Source organism: Wolbachia endosymbiont (group B) of Parapoynx stratiotata, from assembly GCF_947250635.1.
Taxonomy (GTDB): Bacteria; Pseudomonadota; Alphaproteobacteria; order Rickettsiales; family Anaplasmataceae; genus Wolbachia.
In genome coordinates, this window is record NZ_OX366335.1 from 169,823 (window position 1) to 191,590 (window position 21,768).

17 protein-coding genes and 2 tRNA genes are annotated in these 21,768 nt (G+C 35.0%); 9 read left to right on the top strand and 10 right to left on the bottom strand.

Translation table 11 applies throughout. From position 1 onward, the window contains the following. Window positions 1–6 precede the first annotated feature (6 nt). Window positions 7–1,272: an iron-containing alcohol dehydrogenase gene (locus OOT12_RS00865; protein ID WP_264376564.1), complete on the top strand. Its 1,266-nt coding sequence runs from the start codon at window positions 7–9 to the stop codon at window positions 1,270–1,272. A 554-nt stretch (window positions 1,273–1,826) separates the two neighbouring features. Here OOT12_RS00865 and OOT12_RS00870 read toward each other — a convergent pair. From OOT12_RS00870 to dnaE, 6 genes are all read right to left on the bottom strand, one after another. Next, a tRNA-Met gene (locus OOT12_RS00870) sits at window positions 1,827–1,898 on the bottom strand. Continuing rightward, complete coding sequence (gene purB / locus OOT12_RS00875) at window positions 1,889–3,190, bottom strand: adenylosuccinate lyase (protein WP_264375056.1); 1,302 nt, start codon at window positions 3,188–3,190, stop codon at window positions 1,889–1,891. Before purB ends, OOT12_RS00870 begins: the two co-directional genes overlap by 10 nt. Before the next feature lie 112 nt (window positions 3,191–3,302). Continuing rightward, complete coding sequence (rplI, locus tag OOT12_RS00880) at window positions 3,303–3,827, bottom strand: 50S ribosomal protein L9 (RefSeq protein ID WP_264375055.1); 525 nt, start codon at window positions 3,825–3,827, stop codon at window positions 3,303–3,305. A 3-nt stretch (window positions 3,828–3,830) separates the two neighbouring features. Beyond that, window positions 3,831–4,109 (bottom strand): 30S ribosomal protein S18, encoded by a 279-nt coding sequence (gene rpsR, locus OOT12_RS00885; RefSeq protein WP_264375054.1) that lies wholly within the window; start codon window positions 4,107–4,109, stop codon window positions 3,831–3,833. Next, window positions 4,109–4,882: a 30S ribosomal protein S6 gene (rpsF, locus tag OOT12_RS00890; RefSeq protein ID WP_029237619.1), complete on the bottom strand. Its 774-nt coding sequence runs from the start codon at window positions 4,880–4,882 to the stop codon at window positions 4,109–4,111. Before rpsF ends, rpsR begins: the two co-directional genes overlap by 1 nt. A 48-nt stretch (window positions 4,883–4,930) precedes the next feature. Next, complete coding sequence (dnaE, locus tag OOT12_RS00895) at window positions 4,931–8,251, bottom strand: DNA polymerase III subunit alpha (RefSeq protein WP_264375053.1); 3,321 nt, start codon at window positions 8,249–8,251, stop codon at window positions 4,931–4,933. 199 nt (window positions 8,252–8,450) lie between these two features. Here dnaE and OOT12_RS00900 point away from each other — a divergent pair, with 199 nt between their 5' ends. Then, window positions 8,451–9,359, top strand: a complete 909-nt coding sequence (locus OOT12_RS00900; protein WP_264376565.1) for an ankyrin repeat domain-containing protein — start codon at window positions 8,451–8,453, stop codon at window positions 9,357–9,359. Between the two features lie 199 nt (window positions 9,360–9,558). Here OOT12_RS00900 and OOT12_RS00905 read toward each other — a convergent pair whose 3' ends face one another. Next, window positions 9,559–10,527 carry an LD-carboxypeptidase gene (locus OOT12_RS00905; protein ID WP_264375050.1) on the bottom strand — a complete coding sequence of 323 codons (969 nt, stop codon included), beginning with the start codon at window positions 10,525–10,527 and terminating at the stop codon, window positions 9,559–9,561. Continuing rightward, window positions 10,527–11,144: a lipoyl(octanoyl) transferase LipB gene (gene lipB / locus OOT12_RS00910; RefSeq protein ID WP_264685298.1), complete on the bottom strand. Its 618-nt coding sequence runs from the start codon at window positions 11,142–11,144 to the stop codon at window positions 10,527–10,529. Before lipB ends, OOT12_RS00905 begins: the two co-directional genes overlap by 1 nt. Before the next feature lie 298 nt (window positions 11,145–11,442). On the opposite strand from lipB, the gene OOT12_RS00915 reads away from it, so the two are divergent. The 3 genes from OOT12_RS00915 to OOT12_RS00925 all read left to right on the top strand — a co-directional run bounded on the left by OOT12_RS00915 (window position 11,443) and on the right by OOT12_RS00925 (window position 14,225). After that, window positions 11,443–12,618 carry a phage portal protein gene (locus OOT12_RS00915; protein WP_264685299.1) on the top strand — a complete coding sequence of 392 codons (1,176 nt, stop codon included), beginning with the start codon at window positions 11,443–11,445 and terminating at the stop codon, window positions 12,616–12,618. A gap of 53 nt (window positions 12,619–12,671) precedes the next feature. Next, window positions 12,672–13,664, top strand: coding sequence for an ankyrin repeat domain-containing protein (locus OOT12_RS00920; protein ID WP_264375047.1), 993 nt, complete (start codon window positions 12,672–12,674; stop codon window positions 13,662–13,664). Window positions 13,665–13,793: 129 nt separating this feature from the next. Further along, on the top strand, window positions 13,794–14,225 hold the full coding sequence (locus tag OOT12_RS00925; protein ID WP_264375046.1) for an ankyrin repeat domain-containing protein: 432 nt from the start codon (window positions 13,794–13,796) through the stop codon (window positions 14,223–14,225). Window positions 14,226–14,294: 69 nt separating this feature from the next. Here the strand turns inward: OOT12_RS00925 and OOT12_RS00930 are convergent, their stop codons facing one another. Then, window positions 14,295–16,775: an AsmA-like C-terminal region-containing protein gene (locus OOT12_RS00930; protein WP_264375045.1), complete on the bottom strand. Its 2,481-nt coding sequence runs from the start codon at window positions 16,773–16,775 to the stop codon at window positions 14,295–14,297. Window positions 16,776–17,052: 277 nt separating this feature from the next. Between OOT12_RS00930 and OOT12_RS00935 the strand changes: the two genes are divergently transcribed. After that, window positions 17,053–17,238: a hypothetical protein gene (locus tag OOT12_RS00935; protein ID WP_264375044.1), complete on the top strand. Its 186-nt coding sequence runs from the start codon at window positions 17,053–17,055 to the stop codon at window positions 17,236–17,238. On the opposite strand, the gene murJ is transcribed toward OOT12_RS00935, so the two are convergent. Beyond that, a complete protein-coding gene (gene murJ / locus OOT12_RS00940) occupies window positions 17,193–18,689 on the bottom strand; it encodes a murein biosynthesis integral membrane protein MurJ (protein WP_026092648.1) in 1,497 nt (498 codons plus the stop codon). The genes OOT12_RS00935 and murJ overlap by 46 nt on opposite strands. Before the next feature lie 144 nt (window positions 18,690–18,833). On the opposite strand from murJ, the gene OOT12_RS00945 reads away from it, so the two are divergent. The 3 genes from OOT12_RS00945 to mnmG all read left to right on the top strand — a co-directional run bounded on the left by OOT12_RS00945 (window position 18,834) and on the right by mnmG (window position 21,768). Continuing rightward, a tRNA-His gene (locus tag OOT12_RS00945) sits at window positions 18,834–18,909 on the top strand. A 160-nt stretch (window positions 18,910–19,069) separates the two neighbouring features. Then, window positions 19,070–19,630 (top strand): hypothetical protein, encoded by a 561-nt coding sequence (locus OOT12_RS00950; RefSeq protein ID WP_264375043.1) that lies wholly within the window; start codon window positions 19,070–19,072, stop codon window positions 19,628–19,630. A gap of 89 nt (window positions 19,631–19,719) precedes the next feature. Continuing rightward, the gene (gene mnmG / locus OOT12_RS00955; protein ID WP_264375042.1) at window positions 19,720–21,768 is read left to right on the top strand and encodes a tRNA uridine-5-carboxymethylaminomethyl(34) synthesis enzyme MnmG; all 2,049 of its coding nucleotides are present in this window, start codon (window positions 19,720–19,722) and stop codon (window positions 21,766–21,768) included.

Sequence of the window (21,768 nt, forward strand, 5' to 3'; positions counted from 1 at the left end):
CATTCTATGCGATATTTAAAACAAATATTACAGCACACAGAACAAGTTCTTATTAGGGAAGTAACAGTACTTGCTGATAATATCTATGAAATATGTAGACAATACGGAAATGACATTTTTCTGATTGCAGATGAAAATACAGCAAAACTTTTAAACAAAAACATACTTAATAAAGTTTCTCATTTAATTATTCCAGCCAAACCTGTCATTCCAGCGCGTGACTATGATGGATCGCAGTGTCACGCTACTTGGATGACACCAAATAGACTGAACAGAGCTGCTTCTCTCCAAGCTGTAAACCTAGTTAGAAATAAAGCAAAAGATAGTGACTTAATGGTTGCATTTGGCAGTGGCACTGTTAATGATATCTGTAAGTACGCAAGCTATTTAGAAGGCAAAGATTACATATCCTTTCCAACAGCTGCTTCCATGAATGGATATAGCTCTGCAAACGCTTCAATATTAGTTGATGGATATAAAAAATCGTTCGGAGCACATCTTCCAAAGGCAATATACATTGATACCGATATAATTGCCAACGCACCACCACGACTCACATTAAGTGGATTTGCAGATTTCATCTGCCGTTCAACAGTACAAGCCGATTGGCTATTATCTCATCTATTACTTGGCACAGAATATAATGAACTTCCCTTTAAACTTGTTCGCAATCTGGAGGAAATTTTGCTCAGAGAACACTTGGCACTTGCTAAAAAAGATAAAAGAGTAGTTTTATTACTTATGGAAGCCTTATTGATTTCAGGACTCGGAATGGTGATGTCAAAAGGCAGTTACTCTGCAAGTCAAGGAGAACATATGATAGCTCATGCAATTGAGATGGTAACACAGGATTATTCCTCCTCGTTACATGGGGAAAAAATTGCTGTGACAACGATTACCATGGCTAACTTGCAAGAGGAGATATTGTCAATACGAAACCCGATTACCAAACCGATCACTTTAGATGTAAAACATATAACTCAGTGCTTTGGTAATACCGAATTTATAAAAATTCTAAAGCAGAAGCAAATGATGCAGCAAAAAATTCAAGAGATTATTTGCAAAGAATGGAGTAACATTTCTAGTTTAATTAAGCAAAATTTACTATCTGCAAAACACCTGCAGAAAGTATTTGAAGATCTATCAATTCCGTACTTACCGGAGCATCTTAATTGGAACAAAGAGCAATATTGCAAGGTAGTCAATCTTACATTTGCAACAAGAGATAGATTCACCTTTCTTGACCTGGCTGGTTGTATAGAAAAAAGTTAGATTTTGTGTATTCGTTCAGTAGGGTAGCAAAATAAGATAGACAAAAACACAGTAACAAATGGTGTCATGCAAGTAGCTATCCAGCCTTTCTTAACAACAAAAACTTAGCATGACTTTTGTGCTCAAAAAACTTCTGGATTCCAGAATCAAGTGCTGGAATGACATGGTGAAATATTATTCAAGTAGCCTCTGTCCCAGTACCTATTCGGTGTCATTCAAGTCAACTCTTTTCTTGTCATCCCAGTGCCTAGACACTGGGATCCAGAAAACTTCACTTTAAATGAGTGCATTAGATTGTCTTTATATAGATGCCAGTGTCAGCTACTCGGATGAAATTCATTTAGTTGTCTTTTCTCATCTACCTTACCACTTTCTTGAACGGATACCATTAGCCATTCCCCTGAATAGATACAACAAATGTTGTATCTTTATCACTTCACATACATTATTCCATATACTATATGAACAACTGAAAAAAAACTTCAGTTAATTGACAATGAATCACGTTATTTTGTCAAATGCGCTGCTATCGCCAAACCATAGCTTAGCTTGAGTGGCTGAGGAGGGATTTGAACCCCCGACCAAGAGATTATGATCCTCCTGCTCTACCACTGAGCTACTCAGCCTCATTAAAAACCTTGCTATATATATGATCTACATGTTTCGTATAATACTTCAAATCAAACAAAGATTCAAGTTTTTTAGAGTTAATAACTTCAAGTAAGGATTTATCTTGTTTCAGTTCGGCCAGAAAATCACTATTGTTTTGTTTCACTTTCATTGCATTGCTCTGAACAATTTTATACGCCTCTTCCCTCGCCAAACCACTATTTACCAACTCGAGTAATACTCGTTGTGAAAAAACCAAGCCTTTTGAAGAATTTAAGTTCTTTTCAATGTTTTCCTTATTGATCACCAATTTATCTATCAAATCTGTTAATCGTACTAAAGCAAAATCCATTGCTATACAAGCATCAGGAGCAATGCATCTTTCCACAGACGAGTGCGATATATCTCGTTCGTGCCATAATGCAACATTTTCTAATGCAGGAAAAACATAGCTGCGTATTAAGCGTGAGAGCCCAGTCAAATTCTCACTTAAAATAGGATTACACTTATGCGGCATAGCAGAACTTCCCTTCTGACCAGTGGAAAAATACTCAGAAATTTCTCCAACTTCAGTTCTTTGCAAGTGACGTATTTCAACGGCAATATTCTCTATTGAACTTGCAATCACTCCTAAAACTGAAAAGAATATTGCGTGTCTATCACGAGGAATGACTTGAGACGATATGGTTTCAGGTATAAGTCCCATTTCTTTCGCTACATACTCTTCAACAAACGGATCAACATTTGAAAAATTACCTACTGCACCTGATATTTTACAAATCGAGATCTCTGTTTTCGCGCTAATTAATCTCTGATAATTGCGTTTAAATTCAGCATAAAATCTAGCAAATTTTAATCCAAGAGTTGTTGATTCTGCATGCATTCCATGACTGCGCCCAACACAAACAATATTTTTATAGTCCTCAGCCTTTTTTTTCAGTGCTGAAAGTATATTTTTTAAATTTTCGAGCAAAATATCACATGATTCCTTTAACTGAACCGCAAGGCATGTATCTAAAACGTCAGAACTTGTCATTCCATAATGAAGATAACGAACATCAACTCCCGCTTCTTCAGCAACATATGTTAAAAAAGCTATAACATCATGTTTTACAATGGATTCAATTTCGTTAATACGTTCAATATCAAATTCAATAACATCAGAGAGCTTCTGAGCAACACTATTTGGAATCACTCCTAACTCTGCTTGAGCTTCACACGCTAATTTTTCTATTTTGAGCCATATATTAAACTTATTTTTTTCTTCCCAAATGGAAGACATTTCTTTGCGGCTATAGCGTGGGATCATTAGATGATCCCTGTCTTATCTTTGAACATGCTAGACCCCAGTGTGTAACACTGGGACGACAGAAAAAAAAGGCACTGGAATGACAAGAGTAGTTGAAATATTTTATTCACTGCTATTCGTTATTTGTATCTTCTTGTTGCTCAGATTTCTGATTTTGCAACTTTACTTGCCTCAATTCATGTGCATCTTTTTCAGATCTTACAACGTATATAGTAATTGGAACTATCACTTTACTATGTAATTCTATATTTACTTGATACTCGCCCAAATTTTTGATACTTATTCCACCAAAAGATAAACTATGATGACTTATATCATATCCTTCTTGTAATAAAGTTTTTGCAATTTCACGTGTGGTTACAGAGCCAAAAATCTTTCCATCCTCTGAAGCTTGCTTTATTAATATAATAAATTTATCATGCAGTGATGATGCAAGCACTTTTGCTGCATTTAATTTTTTGATATTTTCTTCTTCCAATAATAAACGCTGTTCCTCTAACTTTATTAAATTTTCCTTAGTGGCTTTCATCGCCTTTTTTTGTGGAAAAAGAAAATTACGTGCATAACCTGGCTTAACTTTGACAACTTCACCAAGCTTACCTAAAGTTGTTATATTTTCCTTTAAAATTATTAACATAAATTACCTAACTTTTTTAGTACAGTAAGGAGCAAGAGCTAAAAAGCGTGCTCTTATAATTGCTAAGCGCAACTTTCTTTGTTTTCTTGCGCACACACCTGTTAACCTTCTAGGTAATATTCTACCATAGTCAGAGGTGAATTTGGACAATAAATCTATATTCTTATAGTCTATGTCCTCATCTTTAGATGCAGTAAGAGGACAGACCTTAGGACGCCTAAAGCCAGTTCTGTTATTTACAGACACGTAAGAATTATTAAAACTATTTCGTCTTTTTATCATTATGCACTTTTCTCCTCAATTTGTTTATCCAGCATGTAAGATTTACCTTTAAAAAACTCATTAACCCGTACAGACAAGTGGCGAATAATATTCTCATTCAGTTTTACTCTACGCTCAAATTCATCCATAATGCTTGAAGTAAAACTTATACACATCATACAGTAATGACCACTTTTCATCTTATTTATTGGGTATGCAAAATCCAATAGACCCCAATATTCATATTTTATCAATCCTGAAGCTTCAATATTTTTCAAAAGCACTTCCAGCGTTTTACTCAATTGATTTGAGTCTACTATTTTAAAACTTTTTAAAACCTCTTGAAGGGGCTTTATTAGATGTTGTGAAATATTTTCCTTAAAAGCATTTACTACATTATAGATAAATGCACTTTTAGTGTTAGCTCCTGGAAGGTCCATAAAATTTTGTTTTATTCCCGTATCACTTAGTTCATTTTTCAATTCTTTATCGATTCTTGACTTTATTTCTTTTAAATTTGAAAAATCTTCTTCCAATTCAACCCATAAAATTTTTGTCAGAGTTTCCAAAAAATCAGAGTAAACAATCAGACTTTTTTTAATGCTTTCAGTACTTGCCTCTAGCTCTTGTTTTGTAACTGTGCTATGTTCTCTTTCTATGAGACCTTTAACCTCCTGAGAAATAACATCTGCTTTAATATTTTTCAACAAAATAGCCAATTCTTGGACCATTTCTTCTACTTCTTGCTGCAATAAGTTCGGTTGTGCTATAAAAGTAAATTCATAGAGATTCACTATATCTTCCTTTAATATCAATTAAACACTTTATTATATAAAACTTTTTTATATAAGCAAGTTATTTGTATTAATTTCTACGCCTTCAATCCAACTTAAGTGAGATATTTCATAAATAGCTTGGGGGGTGATTGAATATGCACCTGGCAACAAGATGCTGACTTTATGTTTTTCGAGAAGAAACTTTAGCATTATTTTGGTTTTGCCTCCATTTTTCAACACTGAATTCAACTCCTCAGCAACTTTTTGCGAGTCTGCACATACAGCAGTTAAAACTAATCCTTTCATTAGAGAAGTAACCTTTTCTGTAAATTCAGATATGTCCTTTCCTGATAGTCTCGTTGTGTTTTCTGAAATTTCAAGATCAATTATCACAAATGCTCCAGGTGAAAATAGATTCCTTTTTTCTTCTATTATTTCATTATTGTAGAATGCTATTTCAGAAACATTGTGGGGATCAGAAAGTGTTAGGATAACAAATCTTCCACGTTCTGAGGTTCTCATACGCACATTTAATATTACACCAGCAGTTTTTATCGTCTTACTCTCTCCGATAAACCCAATATTTAATTTTTTCAAAAGAGTTTTAAATTTTTTAAGCGGGTGATTAGTTAAATAAAACCCTAGTGAAAATAACTCATGCTCTAATTTTTCCTCTTCATTAAAATCTTCCACGTTCTCAAGTTTTGGCTTGAGGACATCAAGATTGCCAAATAAAACAGCTTGATTTGACTGCCTATTTTTATTTGCAAAGTAAATCAATGTGTCTATTGACTCGTATAACTGCTTTCTATTTTGGTGCACACTATCGAATGTTCCAGATTTAATTAAGCTTTCTAGCGCCCTCTTATTTATCATATGACCAGAATTTTGAATAAATTCCCATATGTCCTTATAAGGTGCATTTACTATTCCTTCTGCTATAGCAAAACCAACATTACGCAAAGCAGCAATTCCGTAGCGTATGTGCTCACCCTCTATTGAAAATTCAGCCTTAGATTTGCTGATATCAGGCGAAAGAACAGCAACTCCACTGAATTTTGCAGCATGATAAAACAAATTCAGTTTGTCTCTATCATCAATGTTGAGATTCATCAAGGCCGTAAAAAATTCTAGCGGGTAGTTAGCCTTAAGGTAAGCTGTTTGGTAAGATATAATCGCATATGCTGCAGCGTGGGATTTATTAAATCCATAACCAGCAAATTTTGCAACAAGATCAAAAATATAACTTGCCCTGTCGTAATCAACACCGTTTTTTGTTGCTCCTTGAACAAAAAGTTCACGTTGTTTATCCATCTCTGCCTTAATTTTCTTACCCATGGCACGTCTGAGTAAATCCGCCTCTGCTAAGCTATATCCAGAGAGAATACGCGCTATTTCCATTACCTGTTCTTGGTAGATTATTACTCCGAATGTTTCTTTTAACACCTCCTCAAGCAATGGATGAATGTAATCTGGCTTTTCAAGTCCATGCTTTCTTGCAACATAAGTTGGAATGTTATCCATAGGCCCTGGGCGATAAAGAGAAATTAAAGCGATGATATCTTCAATGCAGTCTGGCTTTAGTTTGATTAAAGCTTCTCTCATTCCCGAACTTTCAAGCTGAAACACTCCGATTGAATCACCTCTTGAGAGCATTTCATAGGTTCTTTGATCAATCAAAGAAACCGAGGAAATATCAAATTTTTTTTCATCACGATTAATTAAACGACATACATGATCTATTAGTGTTAGCGTACCAAGTCCAAGAAAATCAAATTTTATTAACCCAGCTTTCTCTACATATTTCATGCTGTATTGAGTGATTGGCAGAGCCGAATTTGGATCATAATAGACGGGAACAAAATTTTCTAATTTTTGATCGCATATTACAATTCCAGCAGCATGAGTTGAAACGTGACGATATATTCCTTCGAGCTTTAGTGATATATCAAGAAGCTTTGCAATTACCTCATCACTATCTCGTTCTTTCTGTAGGTTTTGATCAAGCTCTATCGCTTGCGATAAAGTTACAGGATTTACTGGATTAAATGGAACCATTTTAGATATTTTATCCACTTGAGAGTAAGGCATTTGCAATACTCTACCAACATCACGCAATACTGCCCTTGCTTGCAATTTTCCAAAAGTGATTATTTGAGCAACATAACCGTACTTTTTCTGAACATAATCAATAACCAGGTCCCTTTTCTCTTGGCAGAAATCGATATCAAAGTCAGGCATCGATACACGATCAGGATTTAAAAATCTTTCAAAGATCAGACCAAACTTTATTGGATCAAGATCTGTAATTTGTAAGCTCCAAGCAACAATCGATCCAGCACCAGAACCTCTTCCCGGTCCAACTGGAATGCCATTTGCTTTGCTCCAACGAATGAAATCAGAAACTATCAAAAAGTAGCCAGCGTAGTTCATCGAAGTTATTACGCTTAGTTCGTAATTCAGCCGATCGTAGTATTGTTTAAGGTCTATGTCCGTTTCATTTGCAATGTGGAATTCTAATCCTGCAACTGCCTGCTCCCTCAGTTCTTCATTCTCAGTTTTATTTTCTCGACAAGGAAATTTAGGCAAGATAGGCTGCCTGCTTCTTGGCATGTAAGAGCACCGCTTAGCTATCACTAAAGTGTTATAAATTGCTTCGGGAATGTCGCTGAACAGTTCCTCCATTTCTTCCACAGATTTGAAGTAATGCTCGGTAGTTAACTTCTTTCTGTTATTCTCCAGGGCATAACTGCCCTCCGATATGCACGTTAATATATCATAAGCTTCATAATCAGATCTATTTGAAAAAAACACATCATTCGTTGCCACTAGTGGTATATTGCGCTGATAAGCAAAATCTATTAAAGCTTCTTCAAGCTCTAGCTCTTTATTCAGCCCATGACGCTGCAATTCAACATATAAATGACCATCGAATGCTGAGAGCAGTCTTTTTATCGTTTCTTTATCTTGCTTCAATAACAGTTGAGCCAATATGCCGTCATATCCACCAGTTAAGGCGATTAGGCCTGAACTTAAATTTAATAGCTCATCAAAATCAACGTAAGGAATATCGCTGTTATTCTTGCGCTTTTTAAAAGACTCACTCACCAAGGTGACTAAATTAGTGTACCCTTGTTCATTTTTTGCAAGTAGGAGTATTGATAAATTTTGTTCTAAGTGTCGAACGATAATATTGCATCCTATTATTAGCTGTATTCCCCTACTTGCTGCATATTCTGCAAATTCAAGTGAGCCAAATAAGTTACCTGAGTCAGTAACTGCAACTGCCGGCATTTTGTTCTGCAAACAAAGACCAATCAGCTCCTCAATTTTAACCGAACTCTCAAGCAGAGAATAAACGCTATGAACACGCAAGTGTATGAACATAAAAAACTTTAGATTAGCAATAAAAGGATAACATTAATTTGCTCGTAGGGATATGAAAAGGTCTAACACTGAAATAACACAAAGAGGCTATTTGAATCTAATTTACTATTCACAATCCCGGTTATTAGCTTGTTTTAATTGACTTTTTATCATAATTATGTAATAATTAAATAACTCTTTTAATATTGAAGGTAAAATCATGACAGGAGAATATGAATCACTGAAAAAAGTACTGAGGACGATTGAGGCTAAGAAAGATTTAAAGAAAGATAATATAATTAAGAAAATACAAGAAGAACTAAAGGAACAGGATCAAGGTCTATATCAAGAGTGGGAGGAAGATGAATTTGATGTAAATCATGCATTTAGCTTAAATATTTCAGGGATAGAGTACTCAAAGCTTCCGTTACTAATAATAGCTGCTCAGAATGGTTACATAAAGACAGTAGGGTTTTTAATCGGAGCAAAAGCAGATGTTAATGCGAAAGATAGAGATGAGTGCACTGCTTTGCACTCTGCTGCTGATTATGGTCGCAAAGAGATAGTAGATGTTTTAATCAGAGCAGAAGCAGATGTTAATACGAAAGATAGAAATGAGTGCACTGCTTTGCACTCTGCTACTTGCAAAGAGATGAAAGAGATAGTAGAGGTTTTACTCGAAAGAGGAGCAAATGTTAACGCAGTAGATCGATATGGAAAGACTCCTTTAGATTATGCTAAAATGCGTATTAAATGGCATGCTAAAGAGCGTGCTAAAGGGTATGGTGAAATTTATGCTGAAGGTTATGCTAAGAGTGAAAGCATAGTAAAAGCTCTATTAGATGCAGGAGGACGTTCTTTTGTGAAAGCACGTAATAAGGCAATGATTGCTGGTGGAGTGAATACATTATTAGGCACTGCTATAGCAGTGGCACTTTTTACAACTGGAATAATTACAGCTGAGTTGATACCTATCGTTATAGCAGTGGTTGCAGTTACAGCAGCAGCACTGGTAGTTGGTTGTGCTACATATGAATTACTAAAGCCTAGTACTAAAGTTGATGGAGCAGAGAAATCATCTGCCGCCTTAATAAATGGACAGCAGGGAGTTACTAGCATTCCTTCATAGTAGAGCGCGTGACGCAGGTTCCTGGATCCCAGTGTCTGGGCATTGGGATGACAACGAAGGGGCTGCTTGAATAACAACGAAGGGTTATTTGGATAATAGCCGTACTTGATCTGGATTCCAGTGTCTAGGCACTGGGATGACAAGGGGGGATACTAGGATGACAACGAAGGTGCTGGAATGAAAGGAGTGTTAGATAAAGCTACTTGTATAACTGTTGCACATCCATAAACTCCTTTTCGTTTTGAATGCTGATGATAGTGTGAGTGTTGAGAGGTAAAGGGTCATTTCTATGTCCATGTCCTACCCCTTTTATTGTAAATACTGGAAAGTTAACACTTTTTGCAAACCTTTCTTTTACAATTTCAACAAGATTATCATTATAACAGTTAACAAAGTCACCGAATATTACTGCATCTACTCCATCAAAAATATGAGCTTGTTTTAGGTGATCTAAACTTCGCTCAATTGAATATGGATAAACTCTTATGTCTTCTAAAAATAGAATTTTGTTTTTTGCGTTTATTTGCCAAGCAGTTCCTATACTGTTTTCAACCAAAGTCATATTACCACCGATGATTTTAGACTCTAATCTGCCATTTTTTAGTCTAACTCCATTATTTATCATCTTTAAGTTGTCAAATCTGATAGAGTTGCGTTGGTTAAGAATTAATTCTTTTAATTTTTCAACAGAGCTTTCAGCAACAGAGTTATTTACTATCATTTCCAACATGGTGCCGTGGAGGGTTTGCCAGTCGTATTTAACTTGCAGATAAATATGTAAAGCAGTGATATCACTATAGCCTATAAGAATTTTTTTATTTTGAGCAATTCTTTCTTTTTTATCATTGGGTAACTTTTCTAGATAGGGAATTAGCCGAGAAGCCCCTTCTCCTCCTCTGATACACCAAATTATTTTGCTATCATCAGTGAGCGCATTAACCAAATCATTCGCTCTAAACTCATCAGAGTTAGAATAAAATGGGTTGTCATTACTGTATATTTTCTCCGAAATGTGAGGATTAAAACCCAAAGTTTTTACGTATTCTCTTATAGTAGGCAGATCTGATTCTTTTCCTTTCGAAGAAGGAGCAATAATATCAACTTGATTGATTGTGTGTGCAGGATTAGTGAGTAAAAGGCATAGAAAATAAAGAATAAAGGAATACATTAAAATATCTTATGAAACTCTTGCTTTAATATATCATCTAATTCGCAAAGAGAAACTTTTACTCCTAGTTTTTCCATTGATGTAACGCCGTAATCTTTTAGTCCACAAGGAATAATACCCTTATAGTGGGAAAGGTTTGGAGAGACATTAAGTGCTATGCCATGATAAGTTACCCATTTTCTCAAGCGAATGCCAAAAGCTGCTATTTTTTCTTCTACTCCGTTGTTGTTCACCCAAATGCCTATTCTATCTTCCTTAAATTCCCCAAGTATATTAAAGTGTTTTAAAACATTTATGATCCAATTACTTAGGTCTCTGATATATAGTTTTATGTCACATTTGTTTCTTTTTTTAAGATTTAGCATTAAATATATAATGCGCTGCCCTGGTCCGTGATATGTATATTTACCACCCCTACCTGTTTTATATATAGGAAATAATTTTTCAATAATGTCATCATCTGTTGCACTGATTCCTGCAGTATAAAGTGGAGGGTGCTGGAGCAGCCATACTAGCTCGTCAGATAAATTATTGTAAATTTGTTGAATTTTTGCTTCCATGAATTCTACAGCATTGTTATAATCAATAAGTTGGTTAGATATTAGCCATTCCGTCATATTCAATTTCTTTAGGTCTATCAATGTCATTCCAGTCTGGAATCCAGAAATTTGATTGTAGATAGCACACTGAACTGGTAAGCATAGCTGTTTTACGCTAAAAGGAACGTATTTGACTAAATTGTATAAAAAGATGGATCCTAGTGTCAAGCTACTTGGATGACAAATATGGGCTACTTGAATGGCACTATCGCAAACGAACTAGTGTCAGCTACTCAGATGACATCATTCTTGTAACACTAATTGATATAATTCAACTACAATTTCAAATTTTTAACAAAATTTTCAGGAGGCACATATGAATTTTAACATTTTTCAAAGAAAGAAAAGCAGTGAATACTCTGCTTTGCAACTAATGATGGAACCAAGTTGGAGTAGGCGCGATTATGCAAGTTTTGCTGAGGAAGGCTACATAAAAGATGTCATTGCCTTTCGAGCAATTAATATGATCGCAAGTGCTGCATCTGCGGTACCTTTTACTCTCTGTCAGATTACTGACCAGGGAAAATCACAACTAAAAGCGCATCCATTACTGAAGTTACTTTATTCTCCTAATCCAATGACATCAAAATCGGAATTTATTGAGGGGATTGTGACTTATCGATTAGTTAACGGCAATTCTTATATATTGATGATTGAGCCGCAGAACAAACCAACAGAGCTTTATCTTCTGCGCCCTGATAGAGTTGAAATTATTCCAGGGAGAAGTAACGTTCCTTATGCCTATCGTTATACCGTAAATAACAACAGTTATGACTTTAAAGTTGATAAATTGACTGGGCGTTCAACAGTACTGCATCTTAAAACCTTTAACCCTTTGAATGATTGGTATGGACTTTCACCAATTGAGGCAGCTGCATATAGTATAGATCAGCATAATCAGGCTGGTGCTTGGAATCAGGCAATGCTGCAAAATGGAGCAAGACCAAGTGGTGCAATAGTTGTAAAATCAGAAAAGGATGGAAGTGGTGGAAACTTAAGTCAAGAGCAATATCAACGCTTAAAAGCACAGATAAATGATCATTACTCAGGTCCTGTCAATGCTGGAAGACCTATATTGCTTGAAGGGGGCCTAGAGTGGAAGGAAATGAGCTTATCACCGAGGGATATGGATTTTATTGAGTCAAAACATAGCTCAGCTCGTGATATTGCGCTAGCTTTTGGCGTTCCGCCTCAGTTGCTTGGCATACCAGGTGATAACACTTACAGTAATTTAGTTGAAGCACGTCTTTCCCTTTGGGAACAGACGATTTTACCAACGCTAGAAAATATTATCTGTCACCTGAATTCTTGGCTAGTGCCAAAATTTGGTAAGGATTTATGTTTGTCATACGACAAAGATGCAATAGAAATTCTAATGGAAAAAAGACAAAAGATGTGGAAATACGTGGAAAATGCAAGCTTCATGACGCTCAATGAAAAAAGAGAGGCTTTTGGCTTGCAACCGTTACCCGGTGGTGATAAATTGGGTTGATATTATTTTTTTTTGCATATTAAATTAACTACAATGAAATTGTGGGGTAAATTATGAATGAAAGGGAACAAAGAGAATTGGATGAACTATTAATGAATTCTTCTAAAGGAGAGAATATACAGCAGATTACGGAGTTGATAGAAGCTGGAGCAAATATTAATGCAGTAACAACTGTGCAAAAGGAGACTCCTTTACATATTGCAGTTAGGTATGGTCATAAGGAAGTAGCAGAATTGCTGCTTGATAGAGGAGCAAATGTTAATGCAGTAGAAAGGCGAAAGTGGACTCCTTTACATACTGCAGTTAAAAGTGGCAAGATGGAGGTAGCAGAATTGCTGCTTGATAGAGGAGCAAATGTTAATGCAGTAGATAATCTGGATATGACTCCTTTACATTTTGCACTTAAGTATAATCGGGAGGAATTAGTAAGGTTGTTGCTTGATAGAGGAGCAAATGTTAATGCAGTAGACAAGAAAGGAAGGACCCCTTTATCTATTGTAGCTAGTGATGATTACCAAATAGGGTATTGCGATAAACCGATGGTAGTAAGAACTATAATTGCATATGCTGTGGTACATAGTGGTATCACAACGAAACCAGAGTGTATTGTCAAAAATAGTGAATTGTCCGAATTCTGGGATGATTATCAGAATGAGATGATGAACGTCAAGCTTAGTAACAGCACTATATCATTATATCAGTTCCTGCGAGAGACTGATGAGAATAAATTAGCAGGTTATTTGTCTGATAGAGAATATGATGAAATAAGATGTTCTGACGAATTGGAATATATATCAGAATTTCCTGAACACGCTGATACAATAGTAAGCCAATTTGATAAGGCATCGGACAGAAGGGATTTATTAGATAAAAGTAAAGCAGCTATAGAGAATTCTAATTTGTGGGTGTTACATCAAGTTTTTGACGAAGTAACTTATCACTTAACAGATAAAGAGTTAAAGAACATTATAGAGGCATTTCCAAGTCAGAATTTGGATAATCCAAGTGCTGAACAACTTCAAGCAGCTGCTCAAGCTCATAATTAGAGTAATGTACACAGGCCTATGCTCATTATAAAAGGAGAAACTTTTACCGTTACCCGGTGGTGATAAGTTGAATTGATATTTATATAGTGTAGATATTTATACTAAGCTGTAATAAATAGAGGGTATTTTATGTATCAAGAACAAGAAAATTTTACTCTTCCTCATATAGAATTGTTATCGACATGCAAAGCGAATGTTAATGCAGCAGATCATAAGGGTGCTACTCCCTTACATTATGCTGCTTGCGGAAACCGCTTAGAGGAAATGAAATTATTGCTTAAAAACGGAGCGAGTGTTAATGCAGTAGATCATAATGGCGCTACTCCCTTACATTATGCTGCTTGCGGAAACCGCTTAGAGGAAATGAAATTATTGCTTAAAAACGGAGCAAATGTTAATGCAGTGGACAATTCTGGTTTTACTCCTTTGCATTTGTCTGTTTGTGAAGGCTACAGGGAGATAACACAGTTATTGCTTGGAGATACAGAAAGTCCAAGCACAAGCTGCAGCGACGCAAGCATTGAGAATGTACAAACAATCAATCAGTTTTATCATTGGTGAGAGTAGAACATCTTTTACTAAGGTCTAACTTAAAGATAGATGGTCCCTTAAATCCTACATCTAAATGAGTTAACTATTTTTCTTGCTAACTAAGGTGTTGTAAATTTGGTCTACATCAAAACTCATCTTAGGGCACCAAATAGGGCCATCTAAGTGTGCCTCGATATAAAGAGGACTATTATGATTTGGTAGTATGAAAAAGAGTCTGAATATAGAAGTTAAGGAGAAATTAGATAAGATTAAATTAGAAGAGATAGAACCTGATGCTTGATCGGTACTAAACTGTGAACTAGTTGAACATACACCACTGTTAATACTTACTTTTCCATTAATATTTTCAAAAAGCGTACTGCCATTATATATATCAACGTAAGCAAGCTTGGAAATTTCAGGTTTATTCTTACTGCTTAACAACTTAGTGATGAATGAATTAAAATCCACATTTGTAAACTCTATTTTCTGTGCTTGAAAGTTTACATTTCCTGATAAGTTACTAGCCCAATCATCAAAGCTTGTCCCTTGAGTTTTGATTTCACCACTTAAGCTTATCTTGCCATTTATGTTATTAACTCCTATAACTTCCTTGGTGTCTAAATTTGCAATAGAAAATTTTGTGTGAATTGAGCCTGCTTTTAGATAACCCTGAAAAAACATTTGTCCATGTTCTAGTATGTAACTTATCTGTTTGATAGTGATAGTGTTGTTTCTTATCACTGTATCCAAGTTAAAATCTTTTAAGACGTTTTGCCCAATTTTAAATTCTGTAGTTTTGATTTGCACGTTTGCATCAAAATCTCCTTTCTCATCTAAAAAATTAAGCTGCTTTGTTGACCATTGAATTTGATTTATTTCATTTCTTGAGTTTCTTTCTACCTCTAATAGTTTTGGTAATTTAAAGATATTTCCATTAAATTTATTACCTGTAAGGTTTACGTCTAATAAAGGCTTAGTGTATTTTTGATCCACTAATATTTTTACACTACCGGTAATGTCGAAATTTTCTCCGAATAACTTTATTTTATCTGCAACTAGCTTGTTCTCTTGTATTTTTAATGAAAAATCCAAATCTTCAATTTTTGTACCATTGAATATAGAATCTTTAACACTAGTTCTTATATTTACATCATATTTAAGATTTTTCAGCCATTGCACTTTGCTGAATAATGAATAATCATATTTATCTATATTAATGTTATGTATGCTAAATTTACTATCGATCATATTGTGTTTTTTTGTGTGATTTACCTTAATTGATCCTTGCCAAGATTCTTTGTTATTTAGCAATCTGATATCTGAAAGAGATAATATTCTAGGTGCTAAATATAGTTTAGAACTTGCTGTAAATTGACTTTTCTCTCTTTCTTGCATCTTGATAGAAGGTAAAATATGTGAAATGAACGACTCACCCTTTATCAATATATCACCATTAAATTCAGACAAGTTGCCATTGTTTGAAACTCTTCCTGATAAGCGAGATATATTATTGGTTCCAGGAAATTGAAGAAGAGTATCAACGTTTATTTCGCCATTAGCAAATTTTAGCGTAGCATGAAATTTGTCCAATATCCTGTTTTGATATTGAATATTTGAAGCTTCCATATTAAAATCCAAGCTCAGGTTCTTTGGTACAACCTCTCTAAAAGATTCTAAAAGACCCTTCATATCTGTTGTTTTGTGTGAGCCGTTTTTTAGGTCGACTTTACTAAAACTAATATTGATATTAGTATGATCACTTTTTCTATCATTTTGTATTATACCAGTGCCTTGCATGCTTTTGGACTCAATTTTTAAATCAGTTGCCGTAAACTCGCTTTCATTGAGATTGATATTGGATGATATCTCAATATTTTCGCTGGGAATCACATAAGAAAGGAAGCTAAGATTAATGATTTTTGCTAAATTGCTCACAGAACCGGAACTGTTATTGATTGTCAGTGTTAAATTACCCTGTTGATTTCTATTACCTTTAAATAGCAAATTTGCAAAATTTGAATCAACACTAATGTGTACATTATTTTTTGTGACATTAACCTTTCCAGAAAAATCGTAATTGTTGTCACCAATCTGTACTTCACCAAAAAACTGCTTATTTTTTTTTATAGCAACTTCCTTGATGTTAATAGTATCGGCGTTAAAACTTATTTGGCTGTCCTTTATTAATATATCAACTATATTATCATTGGCTTTCGTATTTATAATATTAAGTAAATTTTCTTTGTTGCTTTTCATGCCCAAAAATGAGATTGACTTTGGTTGCAATGAAAATGAAAACAACGATGGCCTTATTTCAATTTTTTTTGCACTAATTAAATCTGATAATTTTTGTTCCTTGTTTTTGTTATATTGTACATATACATTGTGAATAGTAAGTTTTGGAGTAATGAGCGAAACTTCAATTTTTCCTCCAACATGTACTTTAGCATCATACGTCTTCTCTAACTCTTTTACGATATATTCTCTGTAGCCACTCCAATCCTTAAAAGTTGCAGCAACGTGCATGAGAATTAATAGAAACAAGATTGATGATATGGCGTATAAAGAAAGTTTCATAATAGACCTCTCATTCCAGCATCCCTTCTCTTCTTGTCATCCCAGTCTGGGATCCAGGAAATTTGATTAGACATTAAGTTAATTAGCAAAAAAGTAGCTATTCTTATGTTAAAACACAGCATTTTTACATGAGAAGCTGGTCTGATGAGCACTGGGTTCCCAGTGGAAATTGCTCTCAAACCACAACACTCATACAGTTGTGTGTGTGACACTGTGATCCAGTGTGACTTAAATAAGGTTTTCCAGATTATATAATCAACAAAATTTCTGGATCCCAGTGTCAAGCACTGGGATGACAGGAATAGGTGCTGGGATGACAGGAATAGGTGCTGGAATGACAGGAATAGGTTATGGTATGAAAGGAGTGGATATTGGAATAGTAGCTGAAATGACATATAGCAATACAAAGGGTGTAATTTATACATATTTCAAATTATTCAAATTTCCTCTAAAAATTAGGTAAAGAGTGCTAGAATAAATAATAACACTCAAAGCTATTAAAGTTACTAAATAAACAATACGAGCTAGCCCTCTATCGAAAAACAACCCTGCTGATAAGTAATTAGAGAGATAAAGAACTATTGACATAACCAATGTTGCAGTGAGAATTTTTACAATATTTAGTAATAATGCTTGGCTAATCTTATACATCTTATTTATTGTTAAATAATTAATCAATAAAATAGAATTTATCCAAGTGGAAATGGAAGTAGCAATAGCAATTCCTATATGTTGGTATTTGTTCATTAATATGAGATTTAGTATTACATTAATTCCAAGGCACGTTAATGAGAACATAGTTGGTATTTTTAGCTTTCCCCTAGCAAAGAATGTGGGTAGCAATACTTTATTTATAATAAATGCGGGTAAAGAAAGAGAAAATGCTACTAATGTAGGAACAGTTTGCTGCACTGCATAATAATCAAATCGGCCGTAAGAAAAAAGCGTAAGTAAAATTATGTCAGGAATAATGATAAAAGCAGCAGTTATTGGCATAATTAATATTAACCCTATATTAAGGGCCTTGTTCTGTATTTTGACTATATTCTCAGTATCATTTATTCGTTTTGAAATCAGAGGAAGAAGTACTGTACCAATTGCAGTGCCAATTACTCCTTGCGGTAGTTGATTTAGTCTATCGGCATAATATATATAAGAAACTGCATTTGGTATAAAACTCGCCATGATTGTGTCAATCCATACACTTATTTGTATTACACAATTGTTGATAATTGCAGGTATCACACGTTTAAAAAATAATTTTACTTCGTTACTTAATTCTAAACTAAAAGAAAAGAAAGCCTTTAATTTGTATGCACTAAATATTATTAAAAGTAGCTGCAAAATCCCTCCAATCAGGACGGCTATAGAAAGGTTATGAGCCGGTGTTTCAATGTAAGGTAAAAACAAACTGATGATTAAACAGAGGTTCAAAATGATTGGTGAAATAGCTGTTGAAGCAAAATGCTGTTTTACTTGCAACATTCCACCAATAAGTGATGCGATTGACACGAAGATTATGTAGGGCATCATAATTTTCGACAAAGTTACAGTAAAGGTAAATTTATTTTGGTCAAATCCAGGAGTGAAGATTTTGATCATGTAAGGGAAGAAGGTTTGTGTGATAAGGCAAAAAATTACTAGAATAATAAACGTAATGGATATTACACTACTTGCGAAATTAAATGCCTTTTTATTATCATATGACTCTGCAGAGTATAATGGTATGAATGAGGTAGTAAATGCTCCCTCTGCAAAAAACGATCGAAATAAATTAGCAAAGCGAAACGAGGAAAAGAATATATCTGCAAGAGAAGTTGCACCAATAACCGTAGCAATCAATACATCTCTTATTAGCCCTAAAATTCTTGAAATAGCTGTAAAAAAACTAAATGTGAAAATACTTTTAAACATATCACGATTTCAATACGATTAACTATAATGCTAAAAGCATAAATGAAAATGTTTATTCGCTAAACTTAAAACTCTATGCAAAAGTAGGTAGCTTAAATAATTAATTGACTATTTATGCTTGTGTGTTAGAAATTTTATACCTTGGCGGGCGTAGCTCAGTTGGTAGAGCGTCAGTTTGTGGTACTGAATGTCGCCAGTTCAATCCTGGTCGCTCGCCCCACTAAAATTTTCCACTTTACATAAATATAAACATTAGATATTTTTTCACGGCCGTTAGCATTCCTTGTTGCTCTAGTATTTAGATGGCGGAGGGGAAGTTTGCGATTTAGAGTAAAAATGATGCCTATTAATTAGTGATATTAATTAGTGAGAGGGATTGTATGTATATTTGTTTGTTAGCTTATAGTATAGTGTCAGCACTAGGAGTATTAGCTTGTTGGTTAAGTTTTGACACTTCATCACCTTTAGCCATAGGTGGAATTGCTGGTTGTATAGCTCCAGCATTGATTGCGGTTTTTCACGTAGGATGTTTGCTATATAAGTTTTGCAAAAGAGATCCTGTTGGGGAGGATCATGGAAAAGTAGCAAATTTTTTGAGTTTGATGATATCTACAAGCGCTGCAATTGGAGTTACACTTGCTGGAAGCATAGCTGCTATTTTTCCTAATCCAAAAATAGGATTTACATTAATAAGTGGAATGATAGGGCTGATATCACCGATTTTAGGGTTCTTTGCAACTGTAGCTATAGTGCATTGTGTAGATGAAACAGCAATTAAATCTGCAGTAAGTGCAATTTCGATTACAGATTCTACATATGTCAAAATATCTCAGGAAGAAGAAGTAGATGAATGTATTACCTTTCCGGAAGAAGAAGTTAATAAAAGTATCATCTTTCCCAAAGTTGAAAAAGTTTTTTCTGCGAGAGAGACGGCAGTTTGAGCTAAGTTAGTGTGCAATGTTGTAATCTGTAAAATTTGACATCAATCACTGATAGTTGGAATATTATAGAGTAGGAATTACTCAAGAAGATGCATAAGTACGATGTAGTGGTAGTAGGTGGCGGTCATGCCGGGTGTGAAGCAGCTACAGCTGCAGCTCGTCTTGGTGCAAACACACTACTTATAACTCACAAAATTTCAACTATAGGAGAGATGTCTTGTAATCCAGCAATTGGAGGAGTTGCAAAGGGTGTTGTAGTTAGAGAAGTAGACGCCCTTGATGGAATAATGGGGAGAGCTATCGACCGAGCAAGCATACACTCGGTCGTTTTAAATGGCAGCAGAGGCGCAGCGGTATGGGGCCCACGTGCACAGGCAGACCGAAAATTATACAAAAAAGCAATACAGGAAATTATTCTAAATTATAACAACTTGACAGTAAAAGAAGAGTCAGTTGACGATTTTCTTATCGAAAGTGATAGCAATGGAGAATCTTATATAAAAGCTGTAATAACAGACTCAGGTGAACGTATACTGACAAGCAGAGTTGTTTTGACTACAGGGACTTTTTTACGTGGTGTGATTCATATAGGAGAGCAAACAACTCCTTCTGGAAGAATGGGAGATAAACCTGCAATAGAGCTTGCAAATACGCTAAAGAAGTATGATTTTAAACTGGGCAGATTACGTACCGGAACTCCACCGAGGCTTGATCGTGGCACTATAAACTGGTCGGTATTACAAGAACAAGTGGGTGACAATCCACCTACACCATTTTCTTATCTTACAGAGAAAATTAACCAGCCTCAGGTTTCATGTTTTATTACTCATACTAATGAACATACACACAAAGTAATTCGAGAGAATCTTCACAGATCAGCTTCTTCATATTTAGATAACGTTATTGCACCAAGATACTGCCCATCAATTGAAACTAAAGTTAAAAAATTTGCAGAAAAAAATAATCACCAAATATTTCTAGAACCAGAAGGGATTAATGATAACACTATATATCCAAATGGAATTTCAAATTCATTGCCCATCGAAGTGCAGTATGAAATGATAAAGAGTATAAAAGGGCTTGAAAATGCAGAAATATTAAGACCTGGATATGCAGTTGAATACGATTATATCGATCCACGAGAGCTATTTCATACTCTCGAAACTAAGAAAGTTAAAGGACTATATTTTGCTGGTCAAATTAATGGTACCACTGGATATGAAGAAGCAGCCGGGCAGGGAATTATTGCCGGAATCAATGCAGCATTCTCTTTATCTCAAAAAAGTTTTGTTCTTCATCGTACAGACTCATATATCGGTGTAATGATAGACGACTTGGTCACTAAGGGAATTGCTGAGCCTTACAGATTATTCACCTCGCGTGCAGAATATAGACTGGCAATCAGGTCAGATAATGCAGATAGAAGATTGACACAAAAAGGTTATGACATCTCTCTTGTGTCGCATGGGAGATACTCTGTTTTGCAGGGTAAACTTAAATCCATTAAGCAACTTGAGGAGAAATTAGAGAGCCTAACAATTACTCCTGAGCAGCTCAGGTCCTATGGCATTAAAATATCTTATGATGGAATAAGAAAAACAGCATTAAATTTGCTCGGTTATCCAAATATTGACTGGAATAAATTACGAGAAATATGGCCAGAGTTAAACATGGATTCCAGTGTCAGCTACTTGCATAACACCAAAGCACCTCTTCCTGTCATCCAAGTAGCTGACACTGGAATCCAGTACTTGAATGATGATAGAATGGATGCAGTTGACACTGAAAAAAATGTAGATTCCAGCGTCATGTGCTGGAATAACACTATAACTGATAGCATAGCCAAGAATGAAATATATGAAGCAGTTGCAATTGAAGCAAAATACAAGCCTTATTTAGTAAGACAAGAAGCAGATATGAAGTTTCTACAAGAGGAAGTTAATACTCAAATTCCAACTAATTTCAACTACTCACAGATTAAAGGCTTGTCAACTGAAGTGATAGAAAAGTTGCAGTCAATAAAGCCAGCAACAATTGGTATTGCGAAGCAAATACAAGGTATCACTCCAGCAGCGATAGTTAGCATATTAGTGTACCTTAGGAATAAGAAAACGAAAATAGCTGCTAATTCTGCGTAA

Excerpts from the sequence above, each read along its gene's own strand:
- OOT12_RS00915 (WP_264685299.1), top strand. The coding sequence starts at position 11,443 with ATGAATTTTAACATTTTTCAAAGAAAGAAAAGCAGTGAATACTCTGCT.
- murJ (WP_026092648.1), bottom strand. The coding sequence starts at position 18,689 with ATGTTTAAAAGTATTTTCACATTTAGTTTTTTTACAGCTATTTCAAGA.
- lipB (WP_264685298.1), bottom strand. The coding sequence starts at position 11,144 with ATGACGGAATGGCTAATATCTAACCAACTTATTGATTATAACAATGCT.
- rplI (WP_264375055.1), bottom strand. The coding sequence starts at position 3,827 with ATGTTAATAATTTTAAAGGAAAATATAACAACTTTAGGTAAGCTTGGT.
- rpsR (WP_264375054.1), bottom strand. The coding sequence starts at position 4,109 with ATGATAAAAAGACGAAATAGTTTTAATAATTCTTACGTGTCTGTAAAT.
- OOT12_RS00900 (WP_264376565.1), top strand. The coding sequence starts at position 8,451 with ATGACAGGAGAATATGAATCACTGAAAAAAGTACTGAGGACGATTGAG.
- purB (WP_264375056.1), bottom strand. The coding sequence starts at position 3,190 with ATGATCCCACGCTATAGCCGCAAAGAAATGTCTTCCATTTGGGAAGAA.
- OOT12_RS00925 (WP_264375046.1), top strand. The coding sequence starts at position 13,794 with ATGTATCAAGAACAAGAAAATTTTACTCTTCCTCATATAGAATTGTTA.
- OOT12_RS00865 (WP_264376564.1), top strand. The coding sequence starts at position 7 with ATGCGATATTTAAAACAAATATTACAGCACACAGAACAAGTTCTTATT.
- dnaE (WP_264375053.1), bottom strand. The coding sequence starts at position 8,251 with ATGTTCATACACTTGCGTGTTCATAGCGTTTATTCTCTGCTTGAGAGT.
- OOT12_RS00930 (WP_264375045.1), bottom strand. The coding sequence starts at position 16,775 with ATGAAACTTTCTTTATACGCCATATCATCAATCTTGTTTCTATTAATT.
- OOT12_RS00920 (WP_264375047.1), top strand. The coding sequence starts at position 12,672 with ATGAATGAAAGGGAACAAAGAGAATTGGATGAACTATTAATGAATTCT.
- OOT12_RS00905 (WP_264375050.1), bottom strand. The coding sequence starts at position 10,527 with ATGTATTCCTTTATTCTTTATTTTCTATGCCTTTTACTCACTAATCCT.
- OOT12_RS00950 (WP_264375043.1), top strand. The coding sequence starts at position 19,070 with ATGTATATTTGTTTGTTAGCTTATAGTATAGTGTCAGCACTAGGAGTA.
- mnmG (WP_264375042.1), top strand. The coding sequence starts at position 19,720 with ATGCATAAGTACGATGTAGTGGTAGTAGGTGGCGGTCATGCCGGGTGT.